Raw genomic sequence first — 22,023 nt, 5'->3', positions numbered from 1 at the left:
TCGTCGACGGGTTGTTAACCCTCCGTTGTGCGTTCGTTGGGCCGAACACCGGAAATGCGGAATAGCTTCTGCCGGGTGCCAGTGCCACTCAGAAGCAGTCGCGCCGATCAACATATCGCCGTACTCGCCGATTCCGACACACGCTGGAAATGGGGCGCCCTCACCGCCCGCCGCCTCGTCCCCGGGGAACCCCGGGTCACCGGCTACCTGCTGCGCGGCCGGGCCACCCCCACCGCGCGCCAGCTGGGCGAGGTCGGAGCCGGCGGGGCGACGGAGGTGACCTGCGCCGAGTTCCTCGCCGAACTCGCGAGCGGGCGCGAGCGGTACGACGTGGTCGTGCTGGCCCTCGTCGGCGGCGCCGTCCAGGCGGTCCTGCACGGGGCCCGCGCCCTGTGGCCCGATCCGGCCGCCCGGCCCGTGTTCGTCACCGGGTACGTCGGGGTCGTCTACGAGAAGCTCGCCGACGGGCTGCTGCTGCGGCACGGCGCCGACCTGGTCCTCGCCAACTCGCGCCACGACGCCGACCGCTTCCGCGCCGTGTACGAGGGGGTGGGCGCGGACCCGGACGCCGTCACCGAGACCGCCCTGCCGTTCCTGGACGGGGCCCCGTACGAGAGCGCCGGGAGCCAGGCCCACCGGGTGGTCTTCGCGGTGCAGCCCTCCGTGCCCGAGAGCCGCGCGGACCGCACGTACCTGCTGGAGCGGGCCGCCGGGCACGCGCGGCGCCACCCGGAGCGCGAGGTGCTGGTCAAGCTGCGCAGCAAGCCGGGGGAGCACACCACCCACCTGGAGGAGCACCCCTACCAGCGCCTCGCCGAGCGGCTCCCCGCCGGGCTCCCGCCCAACTGCCGCCTGGTCTACGGGAACATGGGCGAGGTGCTGGACACCGCCGACCTGCTGGTCACGGTGTCCTCCACCGCGGCCCTGGAGTCCCTGCACCGGGGGATCCCGACCGCCGTCCTGACCGACCTCGGCATCCGCGAGGCGCTCGGCAACCAGCACTTCCTCGGCTCCGGCTGCCTGGCCTCGTGGGACCAGCTGGACGAGGGGCTGCTGCCGCAGGGCGACCCCGGATGGCTCGCCGCCCACGGCGTACCCCGCGCCCACCCGGCCGAGCGGCCCCCGACCGCTCCGGCGCCCACCGTGCCGGCGCCCGCCGGGCGGGAGCCGCACGCGGCGGAGCCCGCTGCTCCCGAGCCGGCTGCTCCCGAGCCCGCCGGGCAGGGGCCCGCGGATCCGTACGCCGCCGCGCGGGAGCGCCTCGGCGCGCTGCTGGCGGGCGACCGGCTGGCGCCCGTGGCCCCGTACTACACCCTCACCACCGCCCCCCGGTACCTGCCCGGCATCCTGGCCCGCCAGCACCTCGCCCCGGACGGGACCCCGCTGCCGGGCGCCGTCCGGCAGGGCGCGGGGAAGTCGGCGGTCCGCCGCTGGCTGCGCGCGCACCTGCGCGAGGCGGCCCGGGGGGCCTACCGGCACGGGGTCCAGCGCGTGGCCCCGGCGATCCGCAGGCTGGGCGAGCTGTGAGCCCCCGCCCGCCCGCGCCCGGCGCTCCCGAAACCCTCGCCGCCTCCGACACCGCCCCCGCCGCGCCCCGCAGGGTCCTCGCGGTGATCCCGGCCCGCGGCGGCTCCAAGGGGGTGCCGGGGAAGAACACCGCACCCGTCGGCGGCTCCCCGCTGGTCGCCCGCGCCGTCGGGGCCTGCCTGGCCGCGCCCACCGTCACCGACGTGGTGGTCTCCACCGACTCCGACTCCGTGGCCGCCGCCGCCCGTACCGCCGGAGCCCAGGTGATCCGCCGGCCCGCGGCCCTGTCCGGGGACACCGCGAGCAGCGAGGCCGCCGTCCTGCACGCCCTGGACGCCTTCGAGGAGCTGCACTCCCTCACGGTGGACGTGGTCCTCCTGGTCCAGTGCACCAGCCCCTTCCTGACCCCCTCGGACGTCGACACCGTCGCCGCGGCCGTGGCTTCGGGCGCCGCCGACTCGGCCCTGACCGCGGCCCCCTTCCACGGCTTCCTCTGGCGCAGGGCGCCCGACGGCGCCGGGAGCGGGGTCAACCACGAGGCCTCGTACCGCCCCCGCCGCCAGGACCGCCCCGAGGAACTGCTGGAGACCGGCGCGGCCTACGCCATGACCACGGCCGGCTTCCGCGCCGCCCGGCACCGCTTCTTCGGGCGCACCCTGCCCGTGCCCGCCGACCCGGCGCGGGTCCTGGAGATCGACGACCCGCACGACCTCGCCCGCGCGCGCCTCCTCGCGCCGCTCTTCGACGCGGCCGAGGACACCCCGCACACCCACGCCCCCCTCCCACGCACCGAGCGAAGGACACCATCAGCCATGACGGTCGCCACCCCCCACTCCCGCCTGCGCACCTTCGGCCCGCGCGTCGCCGGCCCCGGCCGCCCGGTCTACGTCGTCGGCGAGATCGGCATCAACCACAACGGCGACCTCGGCACCGCCTTCGCCCTCATCGACGCCGCCGCCGAAGCCGGGTGCGACGCCGTCAAGTTCCAGAAGCGCACCCCGGAGATCTGCACCCCTCGCGACCAGTGGGACATCGAGCGCGACACCCCCTGGGGCCGGATGACCTACATCGACTACCGCCACCGCGTCGAGTTCGGCGAGGCCGACTACCTCGCCATCGACGAGCACTGCGCCAAGCGCGGCATCGCCTGGTTCGCCTCCCCGTGGGACACCGAGGCCGTCGCCTTCCTGGAGAAGTTCGACCTGCCCGCCCACAAGGTGGCCTCCGCCTGCCTCACCGACGACGAACTGCTGCGCGCCCTGCGCGCCACCGGCCGCACCGTCGTCCTGTCCACCGGCATGTCCACCCCGAAGCAGATCCGGCACGCCGTCGAGGTGCTCGGCAGCGACAACATCCTCCTCTGCCACGCCACCTCGACGTACCCGGCCAAGGCCGAGGAGCTCAACCTGCGGGTGATCAACACCCTCCAGGAGGAATACCCGAACGTGCCGATCGGCTACTCCGGCCACGAGACCGGCCTGCAGACCACCCTCGCGGCCGTCGCCCTCGGCGCCACCTTCGTCGAGCGGCACATCACCCTCGACCGCGCGATGTGGGGCTCCGACCAGGCCGCCTCCGTCGAGCCCGGCGGCCTCGCCCGCCTGGTGCGTGACATCCGCACCATCGAGACGGCCCTCGGCGACGGCGTCAAGCGCGTCTACGAGTCCGAACTCGGCCCCATGAAGAAGCTCCGCCGCGTCCAGGGCGCCCTCCCGGCCCCGGCAGCGGTCTGACCGGCCGGCCCTCCCCCCGAGAGCGGAGTACGCGGTGAACCCTTCCGGCCCCACCCTGGCCCTCGTGGAAAGCCCGGTCCAGCTCCTCAACGTGCTGGAGTGGGCGCACACCCGGCGCGAGCGCGAGCCCCTGCTGGCGGCGGTCCCGGCCCAGCCCGGGCCCCTCGCCGGGCGCCCCCGGCCCGACCTGCGCACGGTCGCCGACCAGCTGCGGATCGTGGTCCTGCCGCCCACCGACCCCATGTCCCGGGGGCAGCTGCGCCGGGTCGCCGGGATCGCCCGCGACGAGGGGTACGCCGTCCACTGGCAGGAAGCCCGGGGCGGCTCGGGCGCCCCCTTCAGGGCCCTGGCCGCCCTCGGCCCGGCCGTGCGCCGGGCCGGGCGGATCGTGGTCGGCGACCCCTTCTCCCGCTTCGTCCAGCTGCTCCTGACCCCGGCCCGGCCCGCCGAACTGGTCGTCGTCGACGACGGCACCGCCACCATGGAGTTCGTCGCGCAGCTCGGACGCGGGGAGCGGCTGCGCCGCTGGCACCGCACCGGCGGCGGGGCCGTCTCCCGGGCGCGCGAACTGGCGTACGCACCCGTGTCGGGCGCGGCGCGGCGCCGGCTCACCCCGGGCGAGGGGCGCGCGGTGGAGCTGTTCACCTCGATGCCGGTCACCCCGCTGCCGGGGACCCGGCTGCGGGTCAACGACTTCGCCTGGACCCGCGCCCGGTTCGGCCCGCCCCGGCTGACCAAGGGCACCGACCTGGTCGGCACCTCCCTGGTGGAGACGGGAGTGGTCGACCCGGCCCGCTACCTGGAGGCGGTGTGCGCCCTGACCCGGGAGCACGGCGTGACCCGGTACTTCGCGCACCGCCGGGAGTCGCCGGAGAAGCTGCGCGCGCTGAGCGCGGCGACCGGGCTGGAGATCGTACGCCCGGACCTGCCGCTGGAGCTGATCGCCCGGCGGGGCCCGGTCGGCCGTACGATCGTCAGCTTTCCGTCCACGGTCGTCCACACGCTGCCGTACGCGCTGACGGGTACTGGCGTGACGGTCGCGGTATGCGATATCGACCCCGCGTGGCTCACCCCGGGCGCGTCGCCGAGGGCCCGCGGCTTCCTCGCCGGGATCACCGGAAGCGCCCGTGATGTGCGAAGACTCCCCACGAAGAAGGCGCCCGCGGCCGGATGAGCGCGCGAGTTTACCCTCGGCCGCATCCGGTCATGCGTCCAGAGGCTGCTTTTCTTTCCCCTGACGGCATGAACTTTTGGTGATCTCCGGACAGTTGACCCATCCGTGGGCCTAACCTTCAACGGGTGAACCAGTTGATGTCCCGCGAGCCCCAGACCGCCCTGCCCGGCAAGCCTGCCCGGCCCGAGCTGCCCGGCAAGCTGCCGGACCGGCTGCGTGCCGAACTGATCGCTTTCCGCCGGGACTTGCACATGCACCCCGAGCTAGGACACCAGGAGTTCCGCACCACGGCGGCGATCAAGGCCCGGCTGGAGAAAGCCGGGCTGCGACCACGCGTCCTGAAGTCCGGCACCGGGCTGATCTGTGACGTCGGCACCTGGGACGGGGGACGGCCGATGCTGGCCCTGCGCGCGGACATCGACGCCCTGCCCATCCCGGACGCCAAGACGCACGTCTCGTACCGCTCCACCTACCCGGACCGGGCCCACGCCTGCGGCCACGACGTCCACACCGCCGCCGTCCTCGGCGCCGGCCTGGTGCTCGCCGACCTCGACCGCCAGGGCCTGCTGCCCCGGCCGGTGCGGCTGCTGTTCCAGCCCGCCGAGGAGGTGCTGCCGGGCGGGGCGACCGAGGCCATCGAGTGCGGGGTGCTGGACGGCGTCGGCCAGATCATCGCGGTGCACTGCGACCCCCGTGTCGACGCGGGCATGATCGGCCTGCGGCCCGGCCCGATCACCTCGGCCTGCGACCGCCTGGAGGTCACCCTCTCCGGGCCCGGCGGCCACACCGCCCGCCCGCACCTGACCACCGACATGGTGACGGCCGCCGCGCGGGTCGCCGTCGACGTGCCGGCCCTGTTGAAGAGCCGGATGGACGCCCGCTCGGGCATGTCCGTCACCTGGGGCCGGATCGAGTCCGGGCACGCCTGCAACGTCGTCCCGATGCACGCCGAGCTGTCCGGCACGATCCGCTGCCTGGACCTCAACGCCTGGTACGAGGCCCCCGACATGATCCACGCGGCGATCGACGAGGTCGCGACGATGCACGGGGCGAAGTTCGAGATCAACCACGTGCGCGGGGTGCCGCCGGTGGTCAACGACCCGGTGGTCACCGAACTGCTCCGCGAGGCCATGGGCGCCCGGTGCGGCGCCGAGTCGGTCGAGGACACCGAGCAGAGCCTGGGCGGCGAGGACTTCTCCTGGTACCTGGAGCACGTCCCCGGCGCCATGGCCCGCCTCGGCGTCCGCAAGCCCGGCGACACGGCCAAGCGGGACCTGCACCGGGGCGACTTCGACGTGGACGAGTCCTCCATCGGCTACGGCGTGGAGTTCTTCACGGCCGCCGCGCTGCTCGACGGACGGCGCGCCAGGCCGGTCACGTAAAAGATCGGGTAAAGCTCCGTACAACATCGGCGGGTCCTCCGTCTGGAGCGTCCAGCCCTTGGTACACAAGGGCTGGACGCTCCTGCCGTTACCGATCGGTCACTGTCCGGTTCGCGACGATCCGATAACGACTCATGAACGGGCCTTTAACTGACATCTACGCGCGTTACGATCGCCGCGAAACCAGCGCCGGTCGTGGCGCTTCGGTCAGGTTTTGAAGGAGCCTCCCCTTGCGCCGGATCACCAGGATCGCCACCGTGGGCATCGCGTCCGCGGCGCTGGCCCTCTCGGCCACCGCCTGTGGCGGTAAGAAGTCCTCGGACACCCCGTCCTCCGACGGCACCGCCAAGGCCGCCGCTGGCGCTGCCATCGCGTACGACATCGGTGGCCGCGGCGACCAGTCGTTCAACGACGCCGCCTACGCGGGCCTCGAGAAGGCCGAGAAGGACCTGAAGGTCAAGGGCGCCGAGGCGGAGCCCACCGAAGGCGAGAGCGAGGCCGACAAGGTCCAGCGCCTCACCGAGCTGGCCCGCAAGGGCAACAACCCGGTCATCGGCGTCGGCTTCGCCTACGCGCCGGCCATCAAGAAGGTCGCGGCGAAGTTCCCGAACACCACGTTCGGCATCATCGACGACACCTCGGTGACCGAGAAGAACATCGCCAACCTGGTCTTCAACGAGGAGCAGGGCTCCTACCTGGCCGGCGTCGCCGCCGCCAAGGCGTCGAAGAGCGGCACGGTCGGCTTCATCGGCGGTGTCGAGGTTCCGCTGATCAAGAAGTTCGAGGCGGGCTTCACCCAGGGCGTCAGGGACACCAACCCCAACGCCAAGGTACTGACCAAGTACCTCTCCCAGCCGCCGGACTTCGGTGGCTTCGCCAAGCCCGACCTCGGCAAGACCGCCGCCAAGGGTCAGATCGACGGCGGCGCCGACGTGATCTACGCCGCCGCGGGCCTGGCCGGCTCCGGCGCCATCGAGGCCGCCGCCACCGCCGACAAGTGGGCCATCGGCGTCGACTCCGACCAGTACAACCAGGCCGGTCTGTCGAAGTACAAGGAGAAGATCCTGACCTCGGTCACCAAGGACGTCTCCGACGCCGTCTACAACCTGATCAAGTCGGTCAAGGACGGCAAGCCGGAGTCCGGTGAGGTCCGCTACGGCCTGGACAAGGACGGCGTCGGCCTGGCCGACTCCAACCCCGAGTACAAGAAGAACGCCGAGCTGATCGCCGCGGTGGAGAAGGCCAAGGCCGACATCATCGCGAAGAAGATCACCGTCAAGACCGCGCCGTAAGGCCTCGTCTGACGATTGGTCTCGGTCTCCGGGGTCCGGGAGCGTCTCCATCGCTCCCGGACCCCGGACCGCATCTTTCCCCCTGAGTCCGTGACGACTTGTGGCCACTTGGCCGCAAGTTTTCACTTCCGACAGTGCTACGCGCGTAGAGGCATCGTGGACGCGATACCGTCCGACTCCCGCCCACCCGCCCGGCCGATCACCGCCCTGTCCCCCTGCCGAGCCAACAGGCTTTCCAGCTCCTTCCGCGCCAAGGAGAGTGCGTCATCAACGCGTCCAGCCCCCCTCTCGCCGTAGAACTGCACGGCATCACCAAGCGTTTCCCCGGCGTCGTCGCCAACAAGGACATCGCCATCTCCGTCCGCAAGGGCACGGTCCACGCCCTCATCGGTGAGAACGGTGCCGGCAAGTCGACCCTGATGAAGATCCTCTACGGCATGCAGAAGCCGGACGAGGGCACCATCGCCATCGACGGGGAGCAGGTCTCCTTCAACAGCCCCGGCGAGGCCATCGCCCGCGGCATCGGCATGGTGCACCAGCACTTCATGCTCGCCGACAACCTCACCGTCCTGGAGAACGTGGTCCTCGGCGGCGAGAAGCTCTACGGCATCGGCGCCAAGGCCCGCAAGAAGATCAAGGAGATCTCGGACGCGTACGGCCTCGGCGTGCGCCCCGACGCCCTGGTCGAGGACCTCGGTGTCGCCGACCGCCAGCGCGTGGAGATCCTCAAGGTCCTCTACCGCGGCGCCAAGACCCTCATCCTCGACGAGCCGACCGCCGTGCTCGTGCCGCAGGAAGTGGACGCGCTCTTCGACAACCTGCGCGAACTCAAGGCCGAGGGCCTGACGGTCATCTTCATCTCGCACAAGCTGGGCGAGGTGCTGAAGGTCGCCGACGACATCACCGTCATCCGCCGCGGCACCACCGTCGGCACCGCCGACCCGAAGACCGCCACGACCAAGCAGCTCGCGGAGCTGATGGTCGGCACCGAGCTGCCCTCGCCGGAGACCCGCGAGTCCACGGTGACCACCACCGCGATGCTGAAGGTCGACGGCCTGACCGTCATCGAGACCGGTGTCGTCCAGGTGGCCCCCGAGACCTCGGCGCGCCTCGTCCTCCCGACGGACACCTACGTGCACGAGACCGCGGAGGTCGGCCGCCGGCTGCTCGACGAGATCAGCTTCACGATCCACAAGGGCGAGATCCTCGGCATCGCCGGTGTCGAGGGCAACGGCCAGACGGAGCTGATCGAGGCCCTCATGGGCATGACCACCCCCGACGCGGGCGTCATCACCCTCGACGGCGCCGACATCACCAAGACCCCGGTGCGCAAGCGCCGCGAGGGCGGCATCGGCTACATCCCCGAGGACCGCCACCGCCACGGCCTGCTGCTGGAGTCCTCCCTGTGGGAGAACCGCATCCTCGGCCACGTCACCGAGGCGCCCAACTCCAAGCGCGGCATCCTCGACCCGAAGGCCGCCCGCAAGGACACCGAGCGGATCGTGCGCGAGTACGACGTCCGCACGCCCGGCATCGACGTCACCGCGGCCTCGCTCTCCGGCGGCAACCAGCAGAAGCTGATCGTCGGCCGCGAGATGAGCCACAACCCCAAGTTCCTCATCGCCGCGCACCCCACCCGCGGTGTGGACGTCGGCGCGCAGGCGCAGATCTGGGACGCGATCCGCGAGGCCCGCCGCGAGGGCCTGGCCGTGCTGCTGATCTCCGCCGACCTGGACGAGCTGATCGGCCTGTCCGACACGCTCCGCGTCATCTACCGCGGCCGCCTGGTCGCGGACGCCGACCCGGCGACGATCACCCCCGAGGAGCTCGGCACCGCCATGACCGGCGCTGCCACCGGGCACCTCGAAGCCCATGACGACCACTCCGCCGAGGTCGACGGCGACACGACGGAGGACGAGGCCCGATGAAGAAATTCGACAAGGACCGGCTGATCCTCGCCATCGCCGGACCCGCCCTGGCGCTGATCACCGCCTTCGCACTCAGCATGATCGTGCTGGCCGTCTCGGGCGTGGACCCGATCGAGCCGCTGCGCATCATGATCGAGCAGTCCGGCTACGAGGACGTACAGGTCCTCATCGTCAACCAGGCCGGTACGTACTACCTGGCAGCCCTGGCCGTGGCCGTCGGCTTCCGGATGAACCTCTTCAACATCGGTGTGGACGGCCAGTACCGCCTCGCCGCGATGATCAGCGCCCTGGTCGGCGCGGCGGTCACGCTGCCCGGCCCGCTGCACATCCTGCTGATCGTGGTCGTCGCGATGTGCGTCGGCGCCTTCTGGGCCGGTATCGCGGGCATCCTCAAGGCCCGGCGCGGTGTGAGCGAGGTCGTCTCCACGATCATGCTCAACGCCATCGCGACCTCGCTGATCGCCTGGCTGATCCTGCCCAAGAACCTCGGCGTGCAGCCGGTCGGCTCCAACGACCTGACCACCGGTGAGATCCCGGAGTCCGGCTGGTTCCCGGCCGTCACCCTCGGCGACGGCCTGGAGATCTACGGCTTCACCTTCGTGGCCTTCGCGCTGGGCATCGTCTACTGGTTCGTGCTCAACCGCACCCGCTTCGGCTTCGACCTGCGCGCCACCGGCGCCAGCGAGTCCGCCGCCCAGGCCTCCGGTGTGGACGCCAAGAAGATGATCATGACCTCGATGCTCATCTCGGGCGCGATCGCCGGTCTGGTCAGCATGCCGCTGCTGCTGGGCGAGTCCCACACGTACAACCTGTCCTTCCCGGCGGGCATCGGCTTCACCGGCATCACCATCGCGCTGCTCGGCCGCAACAACCCGGTCGGCATCTTCTTCGCCGCGCTGCTGATCGCCTTCATCGACAAGGCGTCCGCGGGCCTCGACACGGCCGGCTACGCCAAGGAAATCGGCACGATCATGAAGGGCCTCATCGTGGTCGCCGTGGTCGTCAGCTACGAGCTCGTCCGCCGCTACGGCATCCGCCGCCAGCAGCAGAAGGTCGGCGAGGAGCTGGCCGCCGGCCACGCCATCAAGACCGAGAAGGAGGTCGCGGCGTGAGCGCCAGCACCGTTTCCACGACGAAGGCCGCGCCCACGCCGGGCGGCCGCCGCAAGCTGACCCTGCCCTGGATCCTGCTGATCGTCGCGGGTGGCCTCGCGCTGGTCTCGCTGGTCCGGGTCATCTCCGGGGCCCACGACCTGACCTCCGTCGGCCAGGTCTCCGGAGCCCTCCAGCTCGCCGTGCCGATCGGTCTCGCGGGCCTGGGCGGCCTGTGGGCCGAGCGGGCCGGCGTGGTCAACATCGGCCTCGAAGGCATGATGATCCTCGGCACCTGGTTCGGCGCCTGGGCGGGCTACCAGTGGGGCCCCTGGACCGGCGTCCTGATGGGCATCGTCGGCGGCGCCATCGGCGGCCTGGTGCACGCGATCATCACCGTCACCTTCAACGTCAACCACATCGTCTCCGGTGTGGCGGTCACCATCCTGGCGGTCGGCTTCACCCAGTACCTGTCGAACTTCACCTTCGACAAGGCCGAGGGCGGCTCCTCCAAGCAGTCCCCGCGCATCGAACCCATCACCGACATCACCATCCCGGGGTTGTCGGACTGGCTGGCAAGCCTCCAGGGCAAGCACTGGTTCCTGGTCTCGGACATCGCCGGCGTCCTCGGCGGCCTGGTCACCAGCCTGTCGCTGCTGACCGTCGTCGCCGTGCTGCTGATCCCCGCCACCTGGTGGGTGCTGTGGCGCACCGCCTTCGGCCTGCGCCTGCGCTCCTGCGGTGAGAACCCGATCGCCGCCGAGTCCCTCGGCGTCAACGTCTACAAGTACAAGTACATCGCCGTGATCGTCTCCGGCGGCCTGGCGGGTCTCGGCGGCGCGTTCCTCGCGATCGTGTCCACCGGCATCTACCAGGAGGGCCAGACCGGCGGCCGCGGCTACATCGGTCTCGCCGCGATGATCTTCGGCAACTGGATGCCGGGCGGCATGGCGCTGGGCGCGGGCCTGTTCGGCTTCACCGACAGCCTCAAGCTGCGCGGCGGCTCCGAGAACGTCCACGCGATGCTGCTGCTGATCGCCATCCTGCTGGTGCTCGCCGTCGCCTGGCAGCTGTACAAGAAGAAGTACGTCCAGGCCGCCGTCGCGGGCGTCTGCGCCCTCGGCCTCTTCGTCTGGTACGCGGCCACCGACCAGGTGCCCAGCCAGTTCGTGGACGCCGCCCCGTACGTGACGACCCTGCTGGTGCTCGCCCTGTCGGCGCAGCGCCTGCGGATGCCGAAGGCGGACGGCCTGCCGTACCGCAAGGGCCAGGGCAAGTGACCCCGGACCAGGCAGTGGACTGGGAAGCCCTGCGGACGGCCGCCCGGGACGCGATGACCCGGGCGTACGCCCCCTACTCGGGCTTCCCGGTCGGGGTCGCCGCCCGGGTGGACGACGGCCGGGTCGTGACCGGCTGCAACGTCGAGAACGCGAGCTACGGACTCGGCCTGTGCGCCGAGTGCGGCCTGGTCTCCTCCCTCCAGGCCACCGGCGGCGGCCGTCTCACCCACTTCACGTGCGTGGACGGCAAGGGCGAGATCCTCGTACCCTGCGGGCGCTGCCGCCAGCTGCTCTACGAGTTCGGCGGCCCGGACCTGCTGGTGGAGACACCGGACGGGATCCTCCCGCTGAGCGCGATGCTGCCGCAGGCCTTCGGGCCCGACCACCTGAGATAGCCGTACCGACGGCCCTCCGCCCTGCCGGGCGGAGGGCCGTCGCCCGTCTCGGCTCCCCCTCGAAAACTCCTTGAACCTCCCTCCCTCATCTCTATGCGCGTAGAAGGAAGTCACCTCATGGACGTCATCTCCGTCATCCGGACCAAGCGGGACCGCGGTGAGCTGAGCCCCGAGCAGATCGACTGGGTCATCGACGCCTACACCCGCGGGGTCGTGGCCGACGAGCAGATGTCGGCGCTCGCGATGGCCATCCTGCTGAACGGCATGAACCGGGCCGAGATCGCCCGCTGGACCGCCGCGATGATCGCCTCGGGCGAGCGGATGAACTTCGACTCCCTCTCCCGCCCGACCGCCGACAAGCACTCCACCGGCGGCGTCGGCGACAAGATCACCCTCCCGCTGGCCCCGCTCGTCGCCGCCTGCGGCGCGGCCGTGCCCCAGCTGTCGGGCCGGGGCCTGGGCCACACCGGCGGCACCCTGGACAAGCTGGAGTCCATCCCGGGCTGGCGCGCACTGCTGTCCAACGAGGAGATGCTGAACGTCCTCGACACCACCGGCGCCGTCATCTGCGCGGCCGGCGACGGCCTGGCCCCGGCGGACAAGAAGCTCTACGCCCTGCGCGACGTCACCGGCACGGTCGAGGCCATCCCGCTGATCGCCTCCTCGATCATGTCGAAGAAGATCGCCGAGGGCACGGGCTCGCTCGTCCTCGACGTCAAGGTCGGCAGCGGCGCCTTCATGAAGAACATCGAGGACGCCCGCGAACTGGCCTCCACCATGGTGGCCCTGGGCACCGACAGCGGCGTCAAGACGATCGCCCTGCTCACCGACATGTCCACCCCGCTCGGCCTCACCGCGGGCAACGCCCTGGAGATCCGCGAGTCCGTCGAGGTCCTCGCCGGCGGCGGCCCCTCCGACGTGGTCGAGCTGACCCTGGCCCTGGCCCGGGAGATGCTGGACGCGGCGGGCATCAAGGACGCCGACCCGGCCAAGGCCCTCGCCGACGGCTCCGCCATGGACGTGTGGCGCCGGATGATCGCGGCCCAGGGCGGCGACCCGGACGCGGCCCTGCCGGTGGCGCGCGAGCAGCACGTGGTCACCGCCCCCGCCTCGGGCGTCCTGACCCGCCTCGACGCGTACGCCGTCGGCGTCGGCGCCTGGCGCCTGGGCGCGGGCCGCGCCCGCAAGGAGGACCCGGTCCAGGCCGGCGCGGGCATCGAGCTGCACGCGAAGCCGGGCGACACGGTCACCGCGGGCCAGCCGCTGATGACCCTGCACACGGACACCCCGGAGAAGTTCGAGTACGCCCTCGCCTCCCTGGCGGGCTCCTACGACATCGCCCCGGCCGGCACCGCCTTCAGCGCCACGCCGATCGTCCTGGACCGCATCGCCTGACCTGCGCCTTCCCTTCGGGGTGAACGGGACCGGTGGACCCCACCGGTCCCGTTCGGCATACCGGGCGGCGGCCCGCGGCGATGAGTCCCGGGGCGATGAGTTCCGGACCGCCCGGGGGTCATCCCCCCGTGGAGACGAGAACCCTGGCCCTGGAAGGCCCCGCCCCGGACACCGCCGACCTGTGCGCACGCGTGCGCGCGCTCTGCCGCGACGGCCCCGACGAGCTGGTCTGCGATGCGCGGGCCGTCACCGAGCCCACCCTCGCGACGGTGGACGCGCTCGCCCGCGCCGCCCTCACCGCCCGCCGCCACGGCACCCCCTTCCGGGTACGGGCCGACGGGCCGCTGCGCGCCCTGCTCGCGCTGGCCGGGCTAGGCGAGCCGCTCCGGGAGCCCGAACAGCGGGAACCAGCGGTCGGTGTCCAGGAAGGCGTTGAGCCCGACGATCCGCCCCTCTGATATCTCCAGCACCTGGAGCGCCCACGGCGTGTGCCCGGAGCCGTCCTCCGCGGGCCGGTACTGGCCGAAGGCCGGCAGACCGTTCGCCGTGGTCGCCACCAGGCGCGAGCCCTTGCAGCCGATGCCCTGGTTCAGGTGCCACGCCGCGATGTCCGCATGGCCCCGCAGCCACAGGTCGAACGGCGGCATCGACAGCACCGCGTCCTCGTGCAGCAGCGTGGTGAGCCGCGAGATGTCGTACGCCTCGAAGGCCGACAGGTACTGCTCCAGCAGCTTCGCCTGCTCCGCGTCCAGCGGGTCCGCCGGATCGCTGGGGCGCAGCGCCTGCCCGGAGAGGGTCGCCCGCGCCCGCTGGAGCGCGCTGTTCACCGAGGCCACCGTGGTCTCCAGGAGCTGCGCGACCTCGTCCGCCTTCCAGGCGAGCACCTCCCGCAGGATCAGCACGGCCCGCTGCTTCGCCGGCAGGTGCTGGAGGGCCGCCACGAAGGCCAGCCGGACGGACTCCTTGGCGAGGGCCATCTCCGCCGGGTCGGCGGTCTGCGGCAGCACCCGCCCGTCGGGCACCGGCTCCAGCCAGGTCACCTCGGGCCGCTCGTTCAGCACGGCGGAGGCCTGGTGCTGCGGGGCGGACAGGTCCATCGGGCGGGCCCGCTTGTTGCCCGCGCTCAGCAGGTCGAGGCAGACGTTGGTGGCGATCCGGTACAGCCACGACCGCAGCGAGGAACGGCCCTCGAACTTCCCGTGGGCCCGCCAGGCGCGGATGTACGTGTCCTGCACCGCGTCCTCGGCGTCGAAGGCCGAACCGAGCATCCGGTAGCAGTAGCCGGTCAGCTCGACGCGGTAGCGGTCCATCGCGGCGTCGAGCTCCGGAGATGAGGTCGCGAGGTCACTCATGGCTGCCGTCCCCCAGGTAGTTTCCGTCACTTCGGAAACTACCCGAGGGGTCTGACAACGGCAGCCGGAGCGGCTCTGAACGTCAGGTCCCGGGCTTGCGCCCGTACACGTAGACGTCCTCGCCGTTGGTCAGCATGCTCCAGTAGGCCTTGGCGTCGTTCGTCGTCATGTTCACGCAGCCGCCCGAGCCCGGCGGGTTCCACATGCTCTTGGTGACCGAGTGGAAGGCGATGCCCCCGTCGAAGAACTGCGAATAGGGCATCGCGACGTTGTAGATCGTCGACCAGTGGTTGATGCTGCGGTAGTAGATCTTCTTCAGGCCGGTCCGCGTCGGCGTCTCCGCCTTGCCGGTGCGCACCGGCACCGGGCCGTACTTCAGCGTGGCGCCGTCCTGGATCCAGCTGAGCTGGCGCGTCAGGTCGACGCAGGCGATCCGCCCCAGGTTGGTGGGGCACTTCCGGTCGGCGTTCGGATTGCTGCCGGCCGCCCGCTGCGCCAGCATCGTGCTCATCGTCTGCCAGGTCAGAGGCCCGGCGTACCCCATGGTCGGGGTGATCCCGTGGGTGGCCTGGAAGGCCTGGATGGCAGTGCAGTCGGCCGCCGACTGCACCCCGTCCACCGGCCGCCCCAGGAACTGCTCGACCTGCCGCTGGTAGGGCCCGGTGGTCACGTTGCAGGAGGCGGCCTGAGCCGAGCCGCCCCCCACGACCACCAGGGGCGCCGCCAGCGCCAGTGCCCCGCCGAAAACCACCGCAGCCCGCCGCTTCGCGCGCACGCGTATAGCCGCCATCCGGTCCTCCCCTGCCTCGCCCGCACTGTGGGGGCGCCAATGCCCTCCAAGCTAGAGCGAGTTGCGGACGCCGCACAGACTTTGAACGGAGTTGGCCGGTGCGGGCCCCTCCGAGGCGCGGGCGGCCCGTTCTTGACGGCTCAGCGGGCCGCCGCGGCCGGGGCCAGCAGCCGGCGCCGCTCGGCGCGGGCCGCGTGGGACCCGTACAGGGTGATCGAGACGACGCCCAGCACCGCGAGCAGCGCGATCCCGACCGTGGCCGCCCACCCCGAGGCGTGGTACGCCAGCGCGCCCAGGGTGCCGCCCGCGCTGGAACCGAGGTAGTACGCGGACTGGTAGAGCGCGGAGGCCTGCGCCCGGCCCGTCTTCGCCGTCCGGCTCACCGCCGCGGAGGCCACCGCGTGCCCCGCGAAGAAACCGGCCGTGATCAGCACCAGCCCCGGCAGGACCGCCCAGAGCGAGTCGCCGAGCGACAGCAGCAGCCCCAGCGCGGTCGTGGTCACGGCCAGGTACAGCGCCCCGCGCCGCCCCGCCCGGGCCACCAGCTGCCCGGCGGCCGCCGAGGAGACCGTACCCACCAGGTAGACCAGGAAGACCGACCCGACCACGCCCTGGCCCAGTGAGAAGGGCGCGTCCACCAGGCGGTAGCCGATGACGGTGTACACCGCCCCGAAGACGGTCATGAACAGCGCGCCGATCCCGTACAGCCGCAGCAGCAGCGGATCGCGCAGGTGCCCGGCGACGGTACGTCCCACCGCGCGCGGGTTCAGCGAGGCCGGCCGGAAGAACCGCGCCCGGGGCAGCAGCACCAGGAAGGCCACCGCGCAGGCCAGCGCCATCACGCCGACGGCCAGCAGCCCGCCGCGCCAGCCCCACAGCTGCGCCGCCCAGCCGGTGACGATGCGGCCGCTCATGCCGCCGATGGAGTTGCCCGCCACGAACAGGCCGATCGCCCCGACCAGCGCCTTCGGCCGGACCTCCTCCGCCAGGTACGCCATCGCGGAGGCCGGGATCCCGGCGATCGCCGCGCCCTGCACCGCACGCAGCGCCACCAGCCACTCCAGGCTCGGCGCGAACGGCACCAGCAGGCCGATGCCGACGGCCACCACCATCGAGCAGGTCATCATCCGGGTCCGCCCGAACCGCTCGGACAGCGCGCTGAGCGGCAGCACGAACAGGGCGAGCGCGCCGGTGGCCGCGGACACCGTCCAGCTGGCCTGACCCGCCGTCACGCCGAAGCCGGCGGAGAGCGCGGGCAGCAGGGCCTGGGTGGAGTAGAGGAGCGCGAAGGTCGCGAGGCCGGCGGCGAAGAGCGCGAGGCTCATCCGGCGGTAGCCGGGGCGGCCGGGGGAGCGGGGTTCTGGCTGCGGAAACGACGGGGTGGAGGCACCTGTGGTGACAGGTGCCCCGGTATGAGCGGGAGGCATACGTCGAAGGTAGGCCCCTGTTTTTCATGCGTCCAATGCACGAATTCGCGATAATCGATCCACCCATGCATCACCTGAGGTCAGGGCTTCGGATATCAATGAACCGTTACGAAGAAGACATGGCCGTGACACAACAGCTGGCCCCCCGGCTCGCCCAGTTCGTCGCGGTCGCCCGGCACGAGCACGTCACCCGCGCCGCCCACGAGCTGGGCGTACCGCAGTCCACCCTGTCCCGGGCCATGGTCCGCCTCGAACAGGACCTGGGTGTCAGCCTGTTCGCCCGCAAGGGCCGCACCGTCGCCCTCACCACCGCCGGCCGTACCTTCCTCGCCTCCGCCGAACAGGCCCTGGACGGCATCGCCCGCGCCGCCGGGTCCGTCCAGCAGGACGCCGATCCGGCCTTCGGGAAGGTGGCGTTCGGCTTCCTGCACACCCTGGGCCCCGAGACCGTACCCGGCCTGATCCGCGGCTTCCGGGCCGACCATCCGCGCGTACGGTTCGCCCTGGTGCAGAACTACGGCGAGGCCATGCTGGAGAAGCTCCGCGCCGGGGAACTCGACCTGTGCCTGACCTCCCCCGTGCCCGATGCCCCCGACCTGGTGGCCCGCCGCCTCGACGAGCAGCGGCTGCGTCTGGTGGTCCCGGACGACCACCGCCTCGCGGCGCGCAAGCGGATCCGGCTGGCCGAGGCCGCGGAGGAAACCTTCGTCACCCTGGAGGCGGGCTACGGCCTGCGCCGGATCACCGACGACCTGTGCGCGGAGGCCGGGTTCACCCCCAGGGTGGCCTTCGAGGGCGAGGAGGCCGAGACCCTGCGCGGCCTGGTCGCGGCGGGCCTCGGCGTGGCCCTGCTGCCCCCGCCCGCGGTGCCCCGGCCGGGGGTGGTCGAGCTGACGGTGACGGCCCCGCGCGCGGTGCGCGAGATCGGCGTGGCCTGGCTGGACGGCCACCCGGACACCCCGCCGGTGGCCGAGTTCAAGCGCTTCCTACTGTCCCGCCGCGGCCGCCTGATTCCCTCTTAACGCGCCGCTCGCGCGGCTCGGCCGCAGGCGGCCTCCCCGGCTTCGCGCCGCTGCGGCGAACTCCGTCCGCCGATGGCTGGGCGGGGCCGCGGGCCCCGGCTGAGGTCGGTTGCCCGTCTGCGGGGTGGAGGCCGCTGCGCGGATCCGCTCCCCGCCCCGCCCTTCCACCGTTCCCTGGGGCTCCGCCCCAGACCCCGCGCCTCAAACGCCGGCGGGGCTGGATCGCGTGCGGTGAGTCGTTCGTTCGCGGGTCCGGGCGGAGCCCGGGGAACGGTGGAAGGGCGGGTAGGGGACAGCCCCGCGCAGCGGCCCATCACCCCGCAGACGGGCAACCGACCCCAGCCGGGGCCCGTGGCCCCGCCCGGGGTCCGGCGGACGGGGTCCGGCGCAGCGGCGCGAAGCCGGAGAGGCGCCCTGGCGCCGAGCCGCGCGAGCGGCGCGTGAAAGAACGGTCCGGCTCAGGCGGCCGGCTTTGCGTAGGTGCCGAAGCCCGTCCAGTCCACCGCCACGCAGGGCTCGTCGCCCAGGACCCAGGCGTCATGGCCCGGGGCCACCTGCATGAAGTCCCCGGGTCCGTAATCGGCGCTCTCCCCGTCGTCCATGACGACGTGCATCCGGCCGCTCACCACGTACCCGGTGTGCGCGGACTGGCAGCTGTCGGTGCCGGCCAGCGGCTTGATGTGCTCCGACCAGCGCCAGCCCGGCTCGAAGACCGCGCGGCCGACGGGGCCGCCGTCCGCCTGGATCACGTCCAGCCGGCCCTTACCGTCGGCGAACGGCCGTGTCTCGTCCGCACTGTCGAAATTCCTGCACACCATTCCGGCCATGAAGGATCGCCTCCCGCAGAGAAGCACCCCGAGTCCACTCCTCACTCTACGCTCAGCCCCGCAGGGACCGCCCGAAACCCGAGGCGAGCGGCATCCGCAGGCCCAGCGGCGGGGGCGCCGCCAGCGCGTCGGTGACCGGCCGCGAGTACCGCCCCGAGAACATCGCGCCGAGGACGAAGTCCACCGCCAGCGCCACCACTTCCGCCTGGTGTTCCCGCAGCCCGTGCCCGTCGGAGTGCACCTCGAACCGGCAAGTAGAACGATTCGCCTTCTTCGCCCGGGCGGCCAGCCGGAAGGAGGCCTCCGGGTCGCTGCGCGCGTCGTTGGTGCCGTGCACGATCAGCACCTGGCGCCCCGCGAGCTGTTTCACCGGCTCAGGGGAGCCGTCACCCGTGCCCTCCGCTAAGCAAGGGGCCATCGCCACCACCGAGTTGACCGCCCCGTGCCCCGCCGCCCGCAGCGCCGCCCCGCCCCCGGCGGCGAAGCCGGCCAGGCACACCGGCACGTCCCCGTAGAGCCGCACCACCTCCTCCGCCGCCCACCCGGCGGCCTCCTCCCGGGACCCCGCCCCGTGCGCCACGGTGTGCGCCACCAGCCCCTGCGCCCTGCCCGCCCGGGCCAGCGCCCGCGCGAGCGGACGTACCGGACCGGGGGAGAATCTGGACGCCCCGGGAAGCAGGAGCACCACTCCGTTGACCGTGCTGACCGTCGAGACCGAGCCGTTCGCGCCGGCCGCCCGCCCCAGGCGGGCCCCGCGCGCCGGCGGCGCATGCTGTGCCATGGCGGAACAGTCTCAGACTGACAGGTGTACGCCACCCGTCCGTACGGTCTCTGTTACATATCGACGCTCGCCGCCGACGCGTTGCTCTACGCGCGTAGGAGTAGAGTGCCCGGATGACGAGCGAGACCCCCAACCTGCCCACCCCGGATCAGATCCGCCGCTCCCCGAAGGTGCTGCTCCACGACCACCTCGACGGTGGACTGCGCCCCGGGACCATCATCGAGCTGGCCCGCGACGCCGGCTACGAGAACCTTCCCGAGACCGATGCCGACAAGCTGGGCATCTGGTTCCGCGAAGCCGCCGACTCCGGTTCCCTCCCGCGCTACCTGGAGACGTTCGCGCACACCTGCGCCGTCATGCAGACGAAGGAGGCCCTCTTCCGGGTCGCCGCCGAATGCGCCGAGGACCTGGCCGAGGACGGCGTCGTCTACGCCGAGATCCGCTACGCCCCCGAGCAGCACCTGGAAGCCGGCCTGACCCTCGAAGAGGTCGTCGAGGCCGTGAACGACGGCTTCCGCGAGGGCGAGCGCCGCGCGAAGGCCAACGGCCACCGCATCCGCGTCGGCGCCCTGCTGACGGCCATGCGCCACGCGGCCCGCGCGCTGGAGATCGCCGAGCTGGCCAACCGCTACCGCGACAACGGCGTGGTCGGCTTCGACATCGCCGGCGCCGAGGCCGGGTTCCCTCCCACCCGCCACCTCGACGCCTTCGAGTACCTCAAGCGCGAGAACAACCACTTCACCATCCACGCGGGCGAGGCCTTCGGCCTGCCGTCGATCTGGCAGGCCCTGCAGTGGTGCGGCGCCGACCGGCTCGGCCACGGTGTGAAGATCATCGACGACATCGAGGTCGCCGCCGACGGCTCGGTCACGCTGGGCCGCCTGGCCTCGTACGTCCGGGACAAGCGCATCCCCCTGGAGATGTGCCCGACCTCGAACCTGCAGACGGCTGCGGCCGCCTCGTACGCCGAGCACCCGATCGGGCTGCTGCGCAAGCTGCACTTCCGGCTGACGGTCAACACCGACAACCGGCTGATGAGCGGCACCAGCATGAGCCGCGAGTTCGAGCACCTGGTCGACACCTTCGGCTACTCGCTCGAAGACATGCAGTGGTTCACCGTCAATGCGATGAAGTCCGCGTTCATTCCTTTCGATGAACGACTGGCCATGATCAACGACGTGATCAAGCCGGGTTACGCGGAGCTGAAGTCCGAGTGGCTTTTCCGTCAGACCGCTTCCACCAGCGGATCTGTATCGGCCTAGGCCACAGCCTGACTCAAAGGAAGCGTCCGGGAGTGGTAATTCCCGGACGCTTTCTCGTATTTAAGGATGTTTGCGGGGCGGGGTTTGAAGTGACTAGTTTGCGGAGCCGCTCAGTTCCCCGTCGCAAGGACGATTTTTCATGAAGCAGTCTGCTGCCAAGTCCCTCGGTGTCGCTGTCATTGGTGCCGCCCTCGCTGCGGGCGCCGCCGGCACCGCCTCCGCCTCGGCGCTCCCGGCCGCCAACCTGACGGACACCCTCGGGTCCCTCACCAGCGCCACCAGCTCCCTCACCGACCAGACGCAGCAGGAGGGCCAGGACGGTCAGGCCAGCGACCCCACCGCTCCGGTCACGGGCCTGCTCGGCGGACTGCCCCCGCTGCCCGGCGGCATCGGCGGCTGACGCTCCGGATCGCACGCACGTGCCCGTGGCGCACGCCCCTTCGAAGGGGTGTGCGCCACGTCGCGCGGTGTGCCACGATCACCACCAACTGCCCGCCGACGTACTGGGTATGAGGTTCGGTCATGCGCATCACGGCACGATTCACGGCGACGCCCGCGGCGACATTCGCGCTGCTCCCCGCCCTGCTCCTCGGAGCGGCAGCCTGCGGCAGCGGTACGGACGCCCCCGCGCCCGGCAAGAGCCCGGACCCCAAGGGTTCCGCGGCCGCCGCGCCCTCGGGCGTGCCCGGCGCCCCGGCCGCCTCCGCCGCGCCCAAAGCCAAGGACGGCCGCCTGGAGCGGGCCGCCCTCGAACAGGGCGACCTGACCGGCTACCAGATCTCCGCGCAGGGCAAGAACCCGAACGCCCCCGACGGCCAGCCGCAGGCCGACAAGAAGGCCTGCCAGCCGCTCGCCGACATCATGGGCGACAAGCCCGACCCCGCCGCCCACGAGACCGTCAACCGGGGCGTGGGCTCCCAGCGGCAGGTCGGACTCGCCGTATCGGCCTCCGTCAGCTCCTACGACGAGAGCGATGCCAAGCAGGTGGTCTCCCGGCTGCGCGAGGCCGTCGCGGCCTGCGGTACGGGCTTCTCCGCCACCGTCCAGAAGCAGACCGGCAGCTACCGGGACGTGAAGTCCGTCCCGTACAAGACCGGCGGTGACGAGACCGTCAGCTGGACCACGACCGCCGCCGCCGGCGGGGTCTCGGCGCCGGTCCACCTGGTCGTCGTACGCGAGGGCGACCGGGTCGTGCGGCTGATGGCTTTGAACGTGGCCGCCGCGGGCCAGAAGGCGACGGTCCCGCAGGAAGTGGCCGACAAGCAGCTCGAGAAGGTCAAGAAGGCGGGCTGATTCCCGCTGGAGCGCCGGTCGACCGACCGCGCATTACCGGGCCGGGCATGACCGGGCCGGGCATTACAGGCC

General features: G+C 72.0%; 20 protein-coding genes and 1 pseudogene. 16 read left to right on the top strand and 5 right to left on the bottom strand.

What is annotated here, in order from left to right; genetic code table 11:
- The first annotated feature begins 81 nt into the window (after positions 1-81).
- The 12 genes and pseudogenes from OOK34_RS07620 (at position 82) to OOK34_RS07565 (ending at position 13,655) form a co-directional block, all read left to right on the top strand.
- The gene (locus OOK34_RS07620) at positions 82-1,527 is read left to right on the top strand and encodes a DUF6716 putative glycosyltransferase (protein ID WP_267033110.1); all 1,446 of its coding nucleotides are present in this window, start codon (positions 82-84) and stop codon (positions 1,525-1,527) included.
- Positions 1,524-1,967, top strand: a pseudogene (locus tag OOK34_RS07615) (NTP transferase domain-containing protein); the annotation flags it as partial. The gene OOK34_RS07620 and the pseudogene OOK34_RS07615, both read left to right, overlap by 4 nt.
- A 372-nt stretch (positions 1,968-2,339) precedes the next feature.
- On the top strand, positions 2,340-3,260 hold the full coding sequence (locus OOK34_RS07610) for an N-acetylneuraminate synthase family protein (RefSeq protein ID WP_267036663.1): 921 nt from the start codon (positions 2,340-2,342) through the stop codon (positions 3,258-3,260).
- Positions 3,261-3,294: 34 nt separating this feature from the next.
- Positions 3,295-4,434, top strand: a complete 1,140-nt coding sequence (locus tag OOK34_RS07605) for a hypothetical protein (protein ID WP_267033109.1) — start codon at positions 3,295-3,297, stop codon at positions 4,432-4,434.
- Positions 4,435-4,571: 137 nt separating this feature from the next.
- Positions 4,572-5,816 carry an amidohydrolase gene (locus OOK34_RS07600; RefSeq protein ID WP_267036662.1) on the top strand — a complete coding sequence of 415 codons (1,245 nt, stop codon included), beginning with the start codon at positions 4,572-4,574 and terminating at the stop codon, positions 5,814-5,816.
- A 230-nt stretch (positions 5,817-6,046) separates the two neighbouring features.
- Complete coding sequence (locus tag OOK34_RS07595; RefSeq protein ID WP_267033108.1) at positions 6,047-7,108, top strand: BMP family protein; 1,062 nt, start codon at positions 6,047-6,049, stop codon at positions 7,106-7,108.
- A gap of 266 nt (positions 7,109-7,374) precedes the next feature.
- Positions 7,375-9,036, top strand: coding sequence for an ABC transporter ATP-binding protein (locus OOK34_RS07590; RefSeq protein ID WP_267036661.1), 1,662 nt, complete (start codon positions 7,375-7,377; stop codon positions 9,034-9,036).
- Entirely contained in the window at positions 9,033-10,148 is a 1,116-nt protein-coding gene (locus OOK34_RS07585; RefSeq protein WP_267033107.1) for an ABC transporter permease, read from the top strand. Before OOK34_RS07590 ends, OOK34_RS07585 begins: the two co-directional genes overlap by 4 nt.
- Positions 10,145-11,407 carry an ABC transporter permease gene (locus tag OOK34_RS07580; protein WP_267033106.1) on the top strand — a complete coding sequence of 421 codons (1,263 nt, stop codon included), beginning with the start codon at positions 10,145-10,147 and terminating at the stop codon, positions 11,405-11,407. The genes OOK34_RS07585 and OOK34_RS07580 overlap by 4 nt, the downstream gene beginning before the upstream one ends.
- Positions 11,404-11,802, top strand: a complete 399-nt coding sequence (locus OOK34_RS07575) for a cytidine deaminase (protein WP_267033105.1) — start codon at positions 11,404-11,406, stop codon at positions 11,800-11,802. Before OOK34_RS07580 ends, OOK34_RS07575 begins: the two co-directional genes overlap by 4 nt.
- 117 nt (positions 11,803-11,919) lie before the next feature.
- A complete protein-coding gene (locus tag OOK34_RS07570; protein ID WP_267033104.1) occupies positions 11,920-13,197 on the top strand; it encodes a thymidine phosphorylase in 1,278 nt (425 codons plus the stop codon).
- Positions 13,198-13,325: 128 nt separating this feature from the next.
- Positions 13,326-13,655: an STAS domain-containing protein gene (locus OOK34_RS07565; protein ID WP_267033103.1), complete on the top strand. Its 330-nt coding sequence runs from the start codon at positions 13,326-13,328 to the stop codon at positions 13,653-13,655.
- Here OOK34_RS07565 and OOK34_RS07560 read toward each other — a convergent pair.
- The 3 genes from OOK34_RS07560 to OOK34_RS07550 all read right to left on the bottom strand — a co-directional run bounded on the left by OOK34_RS07560 (position 13,569) and on the right by OOK34_RS07550 (position 16,766).
- Complete coding sequence (locus OOK34_RS07560; protein ID WP_267033102.1) at positions 13,569-14,549, bottom strand: sigma-70 family RNA polymerase sigma factor; 981 nt, start codon at positions 14,547-14,549, stop codon at positions 13,569-13,571. The two genes, OOK34_RS07565 and OOK34_RS07560, sit on opposite strands and share 87 nt — an antisense overlap.
- A gap of 82 nt (positions 14,550-14,631) precedes the next feature.
- Entirely contained in the window at positions 14,632-15,339 is a 708-nt protein-coding gene (locus tag OOK34_RS07555; RefSeq protein WP_267033101.1) for a L,D-transpeptidase, read from the bottom strand.
- 140 nt (positions 15,340-15,479) lie between these two features.
- Positions 15,480-16,766 (bottom strand): MFS transporter, encoded by a 1,287-nt coding sequence (locus tag OOK34_RS07550; protein ID WP_267033100.1) that lies wholly within the window; start codon positions 16,764-16,766, stop codon positions 15,480-15,482.
- 98 nt (positions 16,767-16,864) lie between these two features.
- Here OOK34_RS07550 and OOK34_RS07545 point away from each other — a divergent pair, with 98 nt between their 5' ends.
- Positions 16,865-17,788: a LysR family transcriptional regulator gene (locus OOK34_RS07545; protein ID WP_267033099.1), complete on the top strand. Its 924-nt coding sequence runs from the start codon at positions 16,865-16,867 to the stop codon at positions 17,786-17,788.
- Between the two features lie 458 nt (positions 17,789-18,246).
- Here the strand turns inward: OOK34_RS07545 and OOK34_RS07540 are convergent, their stop codons facing one another.
- Together OOK34_RS07540 and OOK34_RS07535 are read right to left on the bottom strand one after the other, a co-directional pair.
- Positions 18,247-18,615 carry a cupin domain-containing protein gene (locus tag OOK34_RS07540; protein ID WP_267033098.1) on the bottom strand — a complete coding sequence of 123 codons (369 nt, stop codon included), beginning with the start codon at positions 18,613-18,615 and terminating at the stop codon, positions 18,247-18,249.
- Positions 18,616-18,667: 52 nt separating this feature from the next.
- Positions 18,668-19,396, bottom strand: a complete 729-nt coding sequence (locus tag OOK34_RS07535) for an alpha/beta hydrolase (RefSeq protein ID WP_267033097.1) — start codon at positions 19,394-19,396, stop codon at positions 18,668-18,670.
- A 113-nt stretch (positions 19,397-19,509) separates the two neighbouring features.
- Between OOK34_RS07535 and OOK34_RS07530 the strand changes: the two genes are divergently transcribed.
- The 3 genes from OOK34_RS07530 (at position 19,510) to OOK34_RS07520 (ending at position 21,951) form a co-directional block, all read left to right on the top strand.
- Positions 19,510-20,658: an adenosine deaminase gene (locus OOK34_RS07530; RefSeq protein ID WP_267033096.1), complete on the top strand. Its 1,149-nt coding sequence runs from the start codon at positions 19,510-19,512 to the stop codon at positions 20,656-20,658.
- 139 nt (positions 20,659-20,797) lie between these two features.
- Positions 20,798-21,058 (top strand): hypothetical protein, encoded by a 261-nt coding sequence (locus tag OOK34_RS07525; protein ID WP_267033095.1) that lies wholly within the window; start codon positions 20,798-20,800, stop codon positions 21,056-21,058.
- A 122-nt stretch (positions 21,059-21,180) separates the two neighbouring features.
- Complete coding sequence (locus OOK34_RS07520; RefSeq protein ID WP_267033094.1) at positions 21,181-21,951, top strand: hypothetical protein; 771 nt, start codon at positions 21,181-21,183, stop codon at positions 21,949-21,951.
- Positions 21,952-22,023 lie beyond the last annotated feature (72 nt).

This window comes from Streptomyces sp. NBC_00091 (assembly GCF_026343185.1).
GTDB lineage: Bacteria > Actinomycetota > Actinomycetes > Streptomycetales > Streptomycetaceae > Streptomyces.
Note: the sequence above shows the minus strand (reverse complement) of the source record. Positions and strands in the feature narration are given on the sequence as shown.